This is a genomic window from Spirillospora sp. NPDC048819, from assembly GCF_040650055.1.
GTDB lineage: Bacteria > Actinomycetota > Actinomycetes > Streptosporangiales > Streptosporangiaceae > Spirillospora.
Map to the genome: position 1 here is coordinate 508649 of NZ_JBEZGN010000002.1, position 13574 is coordinate 522222.

At 72.9% G+C, this 13574-nt stretch carries 12 protein-coding genes; 4 read left to right on the top strand and 8 right to left on the bottom strand.

The features are described 5' to 3' along the window. Window positions 1-6: 6 nt before the first annotated feature. Window positions 7-1266: a 1-deoxy-D-xylulose-5-phosphate reductoisomerase gene (dxr, locus tag AB0C35_RS05470; RefSeq protein WP_358451125.1), complete on the bottom strand. Its 1260-nt coding sequence runs from the start codon at window positions 1264-1266 to the stop codon at window positions 7-9. Between the two features lie 57 nt (window positions 1267-1323). Continuing rightward, complete coding sequence (locus AB0C35_RS05475) at window positions 1324-2376, bottom strand: ATP-binding protein (RefSeq protein ID WP_358450927.1); 1053 nt, start codon at window positions 2374-2376, stop codon at window positions 1324-1326. Window positions 2377-2641: 265 nt separating this feature from the next. On the opposite strand from AB0C35_RS05475, the gene AB0C35_RS05480 reads away from it, so the two are divergent. Then, the gene (locus tag AB0C35_RS05480; protein ID WP_358451131.1) at window positions 2642-2980 is read left to right on the top strand and encodes a hypothetical protein; all 339 of its coding nucleotides are present in this window, start codon (window positions 2642-2644) and stop codon (window positions 2978-2980) included. 71 nt (window positions 2981-3051) lie between these two features. Here the strand turns inward: AB0C35_RS05480 and AB0C35_RS05485 are convergent, their stop codons facing one another. From AB0C35_RS05485 to AB0C35_RS05500, 4 genes are all read right to left on the bottom strand, one after another. After that, a complete protein-coding gene (locus AB0C35_RS05485; protein ID WP_358450929.1) occupies window positions 3052-4257 on the bottom strand; it encodes an ABC transporter substrate-binding protein in 1206 nt (401 codons plus the stop codon). A 493-nt stretch (window positions 4258-4750) separates the two neighbouring features. After that, window positions 4751-5101 (bottom strand): hypothetical protein, encoded by a 351-nt coding sequence (locus AB0C35_RS05490; protein ID WP_358450931.1) that lies wholly within the window; start codon window positions 5099-5101, stop codon window positions 4751-4753. Window positions 5102-5499: 398 nt separating this feature from the next. Further along, a complete protein-coding gene (locus AB0C35_RS05495; RefSeq protein ID WP_358450933.1) occupies window positions 5500-7005 on the bottom strand; it encodes a CoA-acylating methylmalonate-semialdehyde dehydrogenase in 1506 nt (501 codons plus the stop codon). After that, the gene (locus AB0C35_RS05500; RefSeq protein WP_358450935.1) at window positions 7002-8309 is read right to left on the bottom strand and encodes an aspartate aminotransferase family protein; all 1308 of its coding nucleotides are present in this window, start codon (window positions 8307-8309) and stop codon (window positions 7002-7004) included. Before AB0C35_RS05500 ends, AB0C35_RS05495 begins: the two co-directional genes overlap by 4 nt. Window positions 8310-8457: 148 nt before the next feature. Between AB0C35_RS05500 and AB0C35_RS05505 the strand changes: the two genes are divergently transcribed. The 3 genes from AB0C35_RS05505 to AB0C35_RS05515 all read left to right on the top strand — a co-directional run bounded on the left by AB0C35_RS05505 (window position 8458) and on the right by AB0C35_RS05515 (window position 12158). Further along, window positions 8458-10074, top strand: coding sequence for a PucR family transcriptional regulator ligand-binding domain-containing protein (locus AB0C35_RS05505; protein WP_358450937.1), 1617 nt, complete (start codon window positions 8458-8460; stop codon window positions 10072-10074). A 59-nt stretch (window positions 10075-10133) separates the two neighbouring features. Further along, a complete protein-coding gene (locus tag AB0C35_RS05510; RefSeq protein WP_358450939.1) occupies window positions 10134-10922 on the top strand; it encodes an alpha/beta hydrolase in 789 nt (262 codons plus the stop codon). A gap of 105 nt (window positions 10923-11027) precedes the next feature. Further along, window positions 11028-12158: a glutamate--cysteine ligase gene (locus AB0C35_RS05515; protein ID WP_358450941.1), complete on the top strand. Its 1131-nt coding sequence runs from the start codon at window positions 11028-11030 to the stop codon at window positions 12156-12158. On the opposite strand, the gene AB0C35_RS05520 is transcribed toward AB0C35_RS05515, so the two are convergent. Continuing rightward, window positions 12159-12974 (bottom strand): helix-turn-helix domain-containing protein, encoded by an 816-nt coding sequence (locus AB0C35_RS05520; RefSeq protein ID WP_358450942.1) that lies wholly within the window; start codon window positions 12972-12974, stop codon window positions 12159-12161. It lies immediately after the preceding gene. Window positions 12975-13038: 64 nt separating this feature from the next. Beyond that, window positions 13039-13536, bottom strand: coding sequence for a WYL domain-containing protein (locus AB0C35_RS05525; RefSeq protein WP_358450944.1), 498 nt, complete (start codon window positions 13534-13536; stop codon window positions 13039-13041). Window positions 13537-13574: the final 38 nt, after the last annotated feature.

A 13574-nucleotide genomic window follows, 5' to 3' on the forward strand; every position in this document is an offset into this window, starting at 1 on the left:
GGAGGGTCATTCGGTCGCGGTCAGTTCCCTGGTCCTGGTCCGGGCCCAGCCGTCCGCCGCGAGGACGCCGTCCAGCGTCAGTTCCCCGGCCGTGCCCGGACCCCGCTCGTCGTGCTCGTCGTGTTCGTCGTGTTCGCCGTGCTCGTGTTCGTCCATTACCCGCGCGATCGTGTCGACTATCCCGAGGAACGGCAGACGTCCCGCGCGGAACGCGTCCACACATTCCTCGTTCGCGGCGTTGTAAACGGCCGGGAACGTCCCGCCCAGCTCACCGGCGCGCCGCGCCAGCGCGACCGCGGGGAACGCCTCGTCGTCGAGCGGGAACAACTCCCAGGTGTGCGCCCTGGTCCAGTCGACGCCGGGCGCGGCGTCCGGGACGCGGTCCGGCCAGTCGATGCCGAGCGCGATCGGCAGCCGCATGTCGGGCGGGCTCGCCTGCGCCAGCGTGGAGCCGTCGGTGAACTCGACCATCGAGTGGATCACCGACTGCGGGTGCACCATGACCTCGATCCGGTCCATCGGCACGTCGAACAGCAGGTGCGCCTCGATGACCTCCAGCCCCTTGTTGACCAGCGTCGCCGAGTTGATCGTGACGACCGGGCCCATGTCCCACGTCGGGTGGTTCAGCGCCTGCTCGGGCGTGACGGCGGTCAGCTCGTCGCGGCTCCGGCCGCGGAACGGGCCGCCGCTCGCGGTCAGCACCAGCCGCCGCACCTCCTCGGCGCGTCCGCCGCGCAGGCACTGGGCGAGCGCCGAGTGCTCGGAGTCGACCGGGACGATCTGCCCCGGCCGCGCCCGTTCCTTGACCAGGGGGCCGCCGATGATGAGCGACTCCTTGTTGGCCAGGGCGAGCGTCCGGCCGGCGTCCAGCGCGGCCAGCGTGGAGGCGAGGCCGAGCGCGCCGGTCACGCCGTTCAGCACGACGTCGCACGGCCACGCCGCGACCTCGGCGACGGCGTCGGGGCCCGCGACGATCTTCGGGATGGCGAAGTCGCCGGAGGCGTAGCCGTGCCGCTTGGCTTCGGCGTAGAAGGCCAGCTGCAGGTCCTGCGCGGCGGACGCCCTGGCGACGGCGACGACCTCGGGCCGGAATTCCAGCGCCTGCTCGGCCAGCAGATCGACGCGCCCGCCGCCGGCCGCGAGGCCGGTCACCCGGAACCTGCCGGGGTTGCGGCGGACCACGTCCAGCGCCTGGGTGCCGATCGAACCGGTGGAGCCGAGCACGACCAGCTCGCGGACGGGCGCGTCGGGGCTTGAAGGAGACATCACCGTTCCATTGTCGGGCATGCCCGCGCCCCGGTCCCGTTCCGGCCGCGACTCGGCTCAGCGGAATCCGGTGAGGGGGAGGCGGAGGATGAGGCGGGCGCCGTGGACGCCGTCGCCGACGTAGAGGCGGCCGCCGTGGGCGGCGGTGATCTGCCGCGCGATCGACAGCCCGAGGCCGCTGCCGCCGTCGGCGCGGCTGCGGGCGGAGTCGAGCCGGGCGAAGCGCTCGAAGACCCGGTCGCGGTCGGCGGGCGGGATGCCGGGTCCGTCGTCGCGGACCTCGACGACCGCCTCGCCCGGCTCGGCCCGCACCTCGACCTCGATCAGCGTGACGGCGTGCCGCTCGGCGTTGGCGAGCAGGTTGAGCAGCACGCGGCACAGGTGCAGCCGGTTGGCCTCGACCATCAGGCCCGATTCCGCCTTCACCGTGATGGGCACGGACGGGTCGCGGCGGCCGACCTCGGCCTCGACCAGCGCGCCGATGTCCACCGGCTCGTGGGCGGGCGTGTCGCCGGAGTCCAGGCGGGCGAGGACCAGAAGGTCGTCGACGATCCGGTGCAGGCGTTCGATGTCGTCCAGCGAGTGCCTCAGCGTTTCGGCGGGGTCGCCGTCCTCCGGGGCGTCGAGGGCGAGTTCGATGCGGGTCCGCAGGCCCGTGATCGGGGTGCGGAGCTCATGGGAGGCGTCGGAGATGAACGCGCGCCGCCGCAGGAACGCGTCCTCCAGCCTGGCGAGGACCACGTTGACGCGGCGGGCGACGCCCTCGACGTCGTCTCCGGTGGACGGCACCCGGACCCGGCGGCTCAGGTCGGACCCTTCGAGCCCGTCCAGGTCCGCCTGGAGCCGCTCCAGCGGCCGCAGCGCGCGGCGGGCGGAGCCGCGGCCGCCCCAGCCGAGGATCGCGAGGGCGGCGGCGCAGAGGACCGCCATGACGGCCACGAGGACACCGGTGCGGGGGACGTCGGCGAGCAGGTGCAGCGCGACGGCCGCCACGGCGACCGCGGCCACCAGCAGGGAGCCGGCCGCGCCGATCGCCGTCAGCGTCCCGCGCGCCCGTGCGGAGCCGGGCCCGTGCGGCAGGACGCGCGACACGGCATTCCGGACCGACATGTCTCCTTTGTACGCAATATCATTCCAAGGAAGAGCAAAGCACCTGGTCGGCGACCGTATGCGCATGGTCTGCATACGCCCTGGACTTGCGGCGTCCCCGCTTCGCCCCGCGCAGGCCCCGTCTGGGCGGCATAGCTCAGATGACCTTGGACGGGTGGGCGACACGTAAGCCTTTGCCACCCTTTTCACCTTCGGTAGCGGTGACAACACCCTTCCCGGCCTATAAAGGAGGCACGTGACGTCGACTCCCGTCAGGGGGAGGGACATGGGCCAGACAGGCGAACCGACCGTGGACCCGGGCGGGCTGACCACAGCCCAGCGCCTGGGCGACGCGTGCGTCGTCTGCCGCAAGAAGTGGCCCCGGCCGCGCGTACGCGTCGGCCGCCTGCCGGATTCGACCGGGGTGTTCGCGTGCGATGACTGCGCACCCGCCCCGCCGGTACCCCGCGCACGGCGGGGCTCCCGGGGGCCCGTCACGGATGCCGGACGGCCGGCCGGGGAGCGGCCGCCCGAGCGGACGGCGGCGCTGGACGCCGTCGTCATGGAGGTCTCTCCAAGGAGAAGGGTGACCCGGGCATTCGGGGGGAAGTCCGGGACCACCTGACAGGCGCGCCCGGCTGGGGGCGGCCGGGCGCGCCGGAGAGACTCCTCACGATCGCCGAGGGACGCAGCGCACTAAAGCTTCGTGGCCTCGATCCACGTCTTCTTCCACTCGGCGTAGTCGGTGCAGTCGTTCTTGTCGGACTCGTCGTCGCAGTCCTTCGCCGGCGCGTGCGCGAACTCGATCTGGTCGAGGTAGTCGCGGTCGCCGACATGGTAGGCGGCGCAGAAGCCGGGCTTGAGCCGGTCGCCGGAGCACGCCTGCGGATTGGCGGGCGCCACCCCGGTCCACTCCGCCACCTGCTGCTGGACGTCCGGCGACGCGGTCCACTGCAGCCACTGGTACATGCAGTTGGGGTGCTCCACCCGTGCGCCGATCATCCACGCGTCCATCCAGCCGGTCACGCCCTCGGACGGGACGACGCCGCGCACGGGCCGGGCGGCGCGGTTCAGGACGTCCACGTGGTAGGGCCATCCCTGGCCCAGCACGGCCCGTCCGCCCGCGAACGCGCTGACGGCCTCGGCGGGCCGCTCCCAGTAGTCCCCGACGTGGGGGCGCTGCTCGGCCAGCACGCGCCCGGCCGCCTCGAGCTGCCCGGGGGTCAGCGAGTACGGATCGTCGATCTTCAGTTTGGGCCTCGCGCCCTTGAGGTAGAGCGCGGCCTCGGCGATGGACAGCGGGCTGTCGCGCATGATCAGCTTCCCGGAGTACCGGCGGGCCTGCCCGGGACCGAACAGCGCGGCCCAGCTCGCCGGCGGCGGGACGGCGCCGGTGTCGTACATGAGCAGGTTCGAGCCCCACACGTACGGGATGCCGTACTGCCTGCCGTCCCGCCTGAGCAGGCCGCGCAGCTTCGGCTCCAGCTTCTTGTAGCCGTCGACGAGGTCGGTGTTGACGGGGGCGACCTGGTTCTCGGCGATCAGCCGCCCGGCGACCTCGGGCGGCGCGGCGACGCCGTCGTAGCGGCGGTCCTCGTCGCGCATCAGGTCGGCCATCTCCTCGGGCGTCTGGACGACCTTCAGCCCGATCTTGCAGCCGGTGCGCTCCTGGAACGGGGTGACCCAGTCGACGCGCGGGTCGCTGGTGCCGCTCTCGATCGATCCGGGCATGGTGACGAGGTTGAGCATCCCCTCGCCCGGCCCGAGGGTGCTCGCCGCCTTGGCGACGCCGACCGGCTCGTCGTCCTCGCCGCTGCAGGCGGCGAGGCCCGCGGCGGCGAGCGCGGTGGCCGCCGCCAGGGCCGACCACATCCTGACCCGCGCCGTGGCCTTCAGCCGCATGTCGCTCCCGATCCGTGCCCGGGGCCCTCCCCCTCGTGAACGGGCCCGTCGGCGAGCGTAGCGTCTCCGCCGCGGCGGGGAGGCCCGTACCCGCCCCGGACGGCGGTCCGCGCCGCCCCCGGCCGCCATTCCGGCGCGTCCCGGCGCGCGGGCACGAGCCGATCGCCGGTTTTCTTCGATTTCCCCTCCGACTCGCGGCGGCGCGCACGGCGCTTACCGTTGATCGCGACCCGGTGTTTCCGGTTCCGTTTCTCAAAGGTAAGGCAAGTGTGTCCATTGACCGGCGATTCCCGCCCGAGTTTCCGCGGCCGATTGCCACATCGGTGTTTTCGGACGGGTTGTTAATGGAGAAACCGCCACGACCCCGGGGGACGGTGGGTGCCGGCGTCCGCGCCATACACGGAGGTTGCTGGAGAGGGATATGGCGGGGACTGCCGTCCTTCCCGGGGCCGCGGCGGCACCGGCGGGCGTGGCGAGGTTGGGGAACAGCGGATCACCTTGCAGTGCTGCCTGGCCACGCGATCGCCGGTACCCGGCCGAACGGCGACGGTGTGACGCCCTCGAGACGGAGGAGATTCGAGGGACGTCGCACGTCAGGCCGGGTGTCGCGGGACGTCCGCGGACGATCGTGCTCGATCAGGGGGCGGCTCGTTGCGGCGTGCTTGACCACCTCGATCCGTGCGATGAGCCGTTGCGGGGTGTCGGCTTCCAGGAAGTCGCCGACGTCGCGGTCCTTCGGCGGCAGTGCCCACCAGTGGCCGGTGAACAGGCCGAACCAAATGGTCCAGCCCGGAAATCGCCTTGCGAGCGCGTCCACCTCTGCTGCGTGGTCGGCTGCGGTCATAGCGCGGCTCTCCTGCACATCGGCCCCACCGGACTCGGGCGGCTCCGGACCTCATGTTTCTGACTGCGGACCCTGACTTATTATTTCGCCTCATTTAATGCAGACAGTCAGATTGTGTCGCCCGCCACAGAGCCCGTCAATGGGTGTTGGCATTATTCGTCGTCCGCCGCCGGACGAAAATTGACGACGAAAAGCGACGGGCGTGGGAAAATCCCGTACCTCCCCGACCTGGGCGTTCTCACGGTGGGCGAACGGTTCTCACGCCATGCGATCCCGGCCCGCTCGGTTTGATAGCTTTTGCCACTTTCTGGGCGATTCGCCGTTTTCCACACGGACGAACGTGCGGCCGGTCATGGCGACCGGCCGCACGTTCGGGCGATCCGCAGGAAGGACGGGGTTCAGCCGCTGGTGGGGAAGCCCAGGTTCACCCCGCCGTGGCTTGGGTCCAGCCAGCGCGAGGTGACCGCCTTCGTCCGGGTGTAGAAGTGGACGCCCTCCATCCCGTGGGCGTGGCTGTCACCGAACAGTGAGTCCTTCCATCCGCCGAAGGAGTAATAAGCCATCGGAACCGGGATCGGCACGTTGACGCCGACCATCCCGACCTCCACCTCGTTCTGGAAGCGGCGCGCCGCCCCGCCGTCGTTGGTGAAGATCGCGGTGCCGTTGCCGTACGGGTTGGCCGAGATCAGCTCCATGGCCTCCTCGTAGGAGCCGGCCCGCACCACCGACAGCACCGGGCCGAAGATCTCGTCCTTGTAGGCGTCCATCTCCGGGGTGACGTGGTCGAGAACGGTGGGACCAAGCCAGAACCCGTCCCCTGCGCCGCCGAGGACGTCCAGGGCACGGCCGTCGATGGCGAGCGCGGCGCCCTGCGCGACCCCGCCGTCCAGATAGGACGCGACCTTGTCGCGGTGCGCCTGCGTGACCAGCGGCCCCATGTCGGACTCGGGGTCGTCGCCGGGGCCCACCTTGAGCTTCGCGACCCGCTCGCGGACCTTGGCCATCAGCTCGTCCCCGACCGGGTCGACGGCGACGACGACGGAGATCGCCATGCACCGCTCCCCCGCCGAGCCGAACCCGGCCGACACGGCGGCGTCCGCGGCGAGGTCGAGATCGGCGTCCGGCAGCACGAGCATGTGGTTCTTCGCTCCGCCGAGCGCCTGCACCCGCTTGCCGTTCGCCGCCGCCGTCGCGTAGATGTACCGGGCGATCGGGGTGGAGCCGACGAAGCTGACCGCCTTGACGTCGGGGTGGTGCAGCAGCCCGTCCACCGCGGCCTTGTCCCCGTGGAGGACGTTGAACACCCCGTCAGGCAGCCCCGCCTCGGCCCACAGCTCCGCGATCCGGACCGACGCCGACGGGTCCTTCTCCGACGGCTTGAGGACGAACGTGTTCCCGCACGCGATCGCCACCGGGAACATCCACATCGGCACCATCGCCGGGAAGTTGAACGGGGTGATCCCGGCGGCCACGCCCAGCGGCTGCAGGATCGAGTAGGCGTCCACCCGCGTCGAGACGTTCTCGGAGAAACCGCCCTTGAGCAGGTGCGGGATCCCGCAGGCGAACTCGACGACCTCCAGGCCGCGGGCCACCTCGCCCGCCGCGTCCGAGACCACCTTGCCGTGCTCGGACGAGATCAGCCGGGCCAGCTCGTCCCGGTGCCCGCTCACCAGCTCGCGGAACCTGAACAGCACCTTGGTCCGCTGCGACAGCGAGGTGTCCCGCCAGGCGGGGAACGCGGCCTTCGCCGCGGCGACCGCGGCGTCGACCTCGGGCTGCGCGGCGAAGTCGACGGTCCCGGCGAGACGCCCGGACGCCGGCTCGTAGACGTCGCCGCGCCGCTCGGCCCCGCCGGCGTGCGGCTTGCCGCCGATCCAGTGCGTGACGTGCTTGTTCTCGGTCATGAGGTGGCTTCCCCGTTCACCGCGTCGAGGGACGCGGTCAGGATGCCGAGGCCCTCGGCGGCCTCGGCGTCGGTCAGGTTCATCGGCGGCGCCATGCGCAGCACGTTTCCGTACAGGCCGCCCTTGCCGATCAGCAGTCCCCGCTCGCGGGCCGCCTCCATCACCGCCGCGGTGATCGGCGGGCTCGGCTCCCCGGTCCCCGGGTCGGCCAGCTCGATCGCGAACATCAGGCCCTTGCCGCGCACGTCCTTGACGATGGGGAGGCGGCCCGCCGCCTCCTGCAGCCCGCCCATGATCGTGGCGCCCTGTCTCGCCGCATTGGCCTGCAGGTCGTGGTCCAGGACGTAGTCGAGGGTCGCGTTCGCGGCGGCCGTCGAGATCGGGTTGCCGCCGAACGTGGAGACGCCGAGGGCGTGCAGGGAGTCCATCAGCTCGCCCCGGGCGACGACGCCGCCGATCGCGAACCCGTTCCCGAGGCCCTTGGCGAACGTCATCATGTCCGGGGTCACGCCGTGGTTCTGGATGCCCCAGAAGCTCTGGCCCGTCCGTCCCCAGCCCGTCTGGACCTCGTCGGAGATGAGCAGGATCCCGGACTCGTCCAGGACGGTCTTGTACGCGGCGAACAGGCCGTCCGGCGGCATCGTGAACCCGCCGACGCCCTGGATCGGCTCGGCGATGAGCGCGGCGACGTCCCCGCCGGTCGCGGTGGCGAGGACGTGCCGGAGGTCCTGCACGCACGCGTCGATGTACGCCTCGTCCGACATGCCGGCGAACTGCGGGAGGTGCCGGTCGGCGCCGTGCAGGAAGTGCACGTTCAGCGGCGAGTAGGACACGTTCGTCCAGGCCCGGTTGCCGGTGATGCCCGTCGTGCCGAACGACCGGCCGTGGTAGCTCTGCCGCATCGCCAGGACCTGGTCGCTGCGGCGCGCGTACGCGGCCAGCAGCAGCGCCGTCTCGTTGGCCTCGGTCCCGGAGTTGGCGAAGAACACCTTCGCGTCCGGGATCCCCGACAGGCGGGCGATCTTCTCGGCCAGCTCGACCTGCCCGCGCAGCAGGTACGCGGTGGAGGTGTGCACGACGCCGGTGGCGAGCTGCCGCTCCACCGCCTCCCGCACCTCCGGGACGTCGTAGCCGAGCATGTTCGTCAGGATGCCGGTGAAGAAGTCGAGGTAGCCGTTGCCCTCGGCGTCGGTCACACGGCTGCCCTTGCCGCCGACGATCTCGATGGGTTCGGTGTAGTTGAGCGCCATCCACGACGGCAGGACCGCCTGGTGGCGCCGGAGCAGATTCGCATGTTCCGACATGCCTCAAGTCTCGTTCCCGCAGGCCGCCGGGGCCACCCGCAGAGTGTCACGACCCTGCGCCCGCGCTTAACGCTCTGCTGGCGGGCTGACATCCTGTAACGGCGGACCGGTCGCTCCTTGACATCCTGTCGGGATATCCTCGTGGTCGATGCTGCCTACCGTCGACGACGTGCTCCGGCTTGAGGCGGTCCGCCGCGGACAGCCTCGCGTCGTCGCGGGCGCCGACCGCACCGGCAACCGGGTCCGCTGGGTGCACGTCGCCGAGGTGACCGACATCGCGCACCTGCTGCACGGCGGCGAACTCGTCCTCACCACGGGGATCGCGCTGCCGGACGAGCCCGAGCCGCTGCGCGCCTACATCGGCGAACTCGCCGACGTCGGGGTGAGCGGCCTCATGATCGAACTGGGCCGCCGCTACGCCACCGCGCTGCCGCCCGCACTGATCGCCGCCGCCGAGGACCACGGCCTCCCCGTGATCGTCTTCACCCACGAGCCCGCGTTCGTGGACATCACCGAGTCCGTGCACGCCCGGATCGTGCAGGACCAGTTCGCCGAGCTGCGCGCCTCCGAGCAGCTCCACGAGATCTTCACCCAGCTGTCGGTCGAGGGCGCCTCCACCGACGAGGTCGTCCGGCAGGTCGCCGCGCTCGGCGGGCACCCGGTCGTGCTGGAGAACCTCGCCCACCAGGTGCTCGCCGCCGACGCGGGCGGCGCCGACCCGTCCGAGCTGCTGTCGGCGTGGGAGACCCGCTCCCGCCCCGTCCGGCCCGGCCGCCGCACCGGCTACGACGCGACGTCCGGCTGGCTGGTGACCATGGTCGGCGCGCGCGGCGAGGACTGGGGCCGGCTCATCATCGACCTCGGCGCCCCGCCGTCGCCCCGCGAGACCGTCCTGATCGAGCGGGCCGCCACCACCCTCGCCCTCGGCCGCCTCCTCGACCGGCACGCCGAGAGCGTCGAACGCCAGGCGCATGGGACGATCATCGCCCGCATCCTCGCGCACGCCTACTCCGACCCGCAGGAGGCCGCCGCCCGCGCCCGCGCGCTCGGCGTCCCGCTGTCCGGCCGGCGGCTGCTCGGCGTGGTGCTCAGGCACCGCGGCCCCGGCACGCCCGCCCCGCCGGTCGGGGAACTGTCCGCCCTCGCCGAGACGGCCGCCGCCGCCTGCAAGGACGCCCGGCTCGCCGCGCTCGTCGGCGTCCTGGACGAGGGCGGCCCGCACGCCCGCGTCGGCGTCCTGGCCTCGCTGCCCGCCCGCGCCGACGTGGAGACGGCGCTCACCGAGGTCGCCACCCGCGTCCGCAAGCGGTCCGGCGACACGGTGATGGCGGCCGGGTCCGTCGTCGAGACGATCCGCGACGTCCGCCGCTCCTTCCTGGAGGCCGAGCAGGTCGCCGACGTCGCCGCGCGCGGCTCCGGCGCCCGCCTGTACTACAGGCTCCCCGACCTGCGCCTGCGCGGCCTCCTGCATCTGCTCCGCGACGACGCCCGCGTCCAGACGTTCGTGGAACGCGAGCTCGGGCCCCTCCTGCAGTACGACGCCCAGCGAGGCAGCGACCTCACCCGCATCCTGGAGCTGTACCTCGAATCCGGGCGGAACAAGGCCGTCGCCGCCCAGCATGCCCACCTGTCCCGTCCCGCCTTCTACGAGCGCCTCCGCCGCATCGAGCGCGTCCTGGACGCCGACCTCGACGACGTGGATTCCTGCGTCTCCCTCCACGTCGCCCTCCTGGCCCTCAGCTCCGTGCGCTGGGAGCGCCCCTGACACCGGATTGGCCGGTGAAGGCCGTCCGGGACGGGCCTTCCCCGCATACGCTTCACTCCATGACGGACGCTGCGTTGCATGTTCATCGGTACGGGGATCCGTCGGGCCCCCCGGTCGTCGTGCTGCACGGGGTCAGCGGGCACGGGGCGCGCTGGCGGCGGACCGCCGAGCGGCATCTGGCGGACCGGCTGGTCCTGGCGCCCGACCTGCGCGGGCACGGGCGATCACCGCACGAGCCGCCGTGGACGGTCGAGCGGCACGTCGCGGACGTCCTCGCCGTCCTGGACGCGGAGGGCATCGAGCGGGCCGACCTCGTCGGGCACTCCTACGGCGGGATGATCGCGCTGCATCTGGCGCGGACGGCGCCGCGGCGGGTACGGCGTCTTGTCCTGCTGGACCCGGCGATCGGGCTGGACCCGGCGGAGGCGGCGAGGGAGGCGCGCGGCCACATGGCGCCGGTGTCGTTCGCCGACGTCGCCGAGGCCCGGGCCGCCCGCGCGGCGCGGTGGCCCGAGGCGCCAGGCGAGGCGGTGGACGACGAGGTCGCCGAGCACCTCGAACACGAGCCGGATGGCCGGCTGCGCTGGCGGTACGAGCCGGCCGCCGTCGTGACCGCGTACTCGGAGATGGCCCGCCCCCACCTGACCCCGCCCCCGGACATGCCCACGCACCTGGTGATCGCGACGCGGGCCGACCTGGTGCGGCCCGAGTTCGTCGTCGACTGCCGCGCGGCGCTCGGCCCCGGCCTGGTGATCACCGAGATCGAGGCCGGGCACATGCTCTACACCGACCGGCAGGAGGAGACCGGGACGCTGCTCGCCATGTGGCTGGGCGACGGCGTCCGGTGATCTCCGGCGCGGGGCGCCCGCGACCGGCCCGCCCCGGCCGGCGGCCCGGCCCGGACGTTGCCGTTCCGGGTTGTACATCGGCGCGCTGACGGGCAGGAACACCTGGTGACCGTTCACCTGGGTCCCCGTACGTTCGGGGTCGAGGAGGAGCTGCTCCTCGTCGACCCCGTGACGGGCGTGCCCCAGTCGATCTCCGGTTCCGTGATCCGGTACGCGCAGCGGCACGACGAGCTGTTCCTCACCGGCGGGCGGCGGTCGAAGCCGCTGGAGACCGAACTGCAGCGCGAGCAACTGGAGACGGCCACCCCGGTGTGCACCTCGCTGGGCGAGCTGTCCGACCACATCAGGTCCGCGCGGCTGGCGGCGGCGCAGTCGGCGGCCGGTGTCGGCGTCGCGGTGGCCGCCCTCGCGACGTCCCCGGTCGTCGTGCGCCCGTCGCTGACCCCGTCGCACCGCTACCGCCGGATGGCCGACGTCTACGGGACCACCGCCGACGAGCAGCTCACCTGCGGCTGCCACGTGCACGTCGGCATCGAGTCCCCCGACGAGGGCGTCGCCGTCCTGGACCGGATCCGGCCGTGGCTGCCCCCGCTGCTGGCCCTCAGCGCGAACTCGCCGTTCTGGCAGGGCTCCGACACCGGCTACGAGAGCTGGCGGCACCAGGTGTGGGGACGCTGGCCGTCCAGCGGCCCGACCGAGCTGTTCGGCTCGGCGAAGGCGTACCGGGCGACGGTGGAGGCCCTCCTCGCGACCGGCGCGCTGGTCGACGAGGGCATGATCTACTTCGACGCCCGGCTGTCGCGGCACTACCCGACCGTGGAGATCCGCGTGCCGGACGTGTGCCTGGACGCCGGCGACGCCGTGCTGATGGCGGCGTGCGTGCGGGCCCTGGTCGACACCGCCGCCGGCGCCTGGCACCGGGGCGAGCCGCCGGACCCGGTGCGGGCCGACCTCATGCGGCTGGCGATGTGGCGGGCCGGGCGGTCGGGGCTGCGCGGCGACCTCGTCCACCCGTCCACCCGGTGCGCCGCCCCCGCCCGCGAGGTCGTCGGCGCGCTCCTCGATCATCTGAGCCCGGCGCTGGAAAGGTCCGGCGATCTGAAGGCCGTCACCTCGATGCTCCACGACCTGCTGGAACGCGGCAACGGCGCGCAGGTCCAGCGGGCCGTGCACGCCCGGACCCGCGACCTCACCGCCGTCGTCGCGGCGGCCGCCGACCGCACCGTGGACGTGTAGTCAGCGCCTGCCGAGCAGCCGGCGCAGGCCGGGGTCCGCGGCGAACAGGCGGTCCAGCTCGGCGGCGCCGACCCGGTCGGCGAGGATCTGCAGGACGATGTCCTGCCGGACGTACTCGGCGGCCATCAGGGCGACGGCCGGGTCGGCGGTGTAGATGCCCCACGCCGCACCCTCCCCGAACCCGCCCACGACGGCCTCGCGCCGGTCGCCGACGACCACGATGAGCCGGTACCCGAGATCCTCCAGAACGGCCTCGGGCGCCGAGTAGCGGTGCTCGTGGACGTTCCCGGGCCCGTCGAACGGTTCCTTTCCGAACGACACGACCGACACCTCGACGTCCCGGTCGGCGGCCGCGAGCAGGGGGCCGCGCAGCACCCGCATCTCCTCCGGCCAGATCGACGCGAACAGGTCCCGGCGCGCGCCCGCGACGACGTCCCCGGCCCGGTCGAGCATCGCGTCGGCGTCCTTGAGGTTGTGGATCAGGTGCCCCTCGGGCGCGGCGGCGACCGCCGGCAGCGCCGACCGCAGCGCGGACACCGACCCGTCGAACTCGCGCCGCATGCGGTCCAGCAGGGACTCCGGAGGCAGCGGGAGGTACTCGGTGGCGTCGGACGACCCGCGCACCTCGTACGCCGCCCCGCGCGACACGAGCTTGCCGAGCGTCTCGTACACGGTGCTGCGCGGCACCCCGGAGCGCTTGGCGACCTCGTACCCGTTGACGGGCCGCCCCGCCCCCACCAGCGCCACGTAGGCCTTGGCCTCATACCCGGACATGCCGAGCCGCTGCAGATGAGCCAAGACATCCTGAACACTCACCGCCGCAATGCTACGCCCGCGGCGCGGCGGGGTTCCGCGCGCGCCGCGGGCCGGCCGGCGCGGCTCAGGCGGCCTTGCGCTGGAACGGCAGGTAGCGGTCGGCGCGGCGGGGGCGGGCGAGGAGGCCGGTGGACTCGACGGCGAGGATGCGGTCGAAGCGGAAGGCGCGGACGCCGCGGCGCATGCGGCACCAGCCGACGAGGTACCAGTGGTCGCGGTGGACGAGGCAGGTGACGGGCTCGACCTCGCGGATCGTGACGTTGGCGCCGGCGTCGCCGTAGCAGAGCCGGACGACGCGGTGCTCGGTGATGGCGGCGGCGATCACGCGGGCGCGGTCGGAGGTGGAGGCGTCCAGCGGCGTGGTGAGGGTGCCGAGCGTGGTGGTGACCACCTCGTCGGCGGGGGTGGCGTCGAGGAGGGCGTGCAGGGCCCGGCGCGCGGTCGTGGCCTGCGGGCCGGCGCCGAGGTGCGCGAGGGAGAGCGCGAGGGCGGCGATCTCCGCCGCGGTGAGCGCGGTGGGTGCGGTGGGCGCGGTCTGGGGGTGCGTCGCAACGTTCGCCATGGTTCGATCATACGTTCGAACACTGACATTTTGCAGCG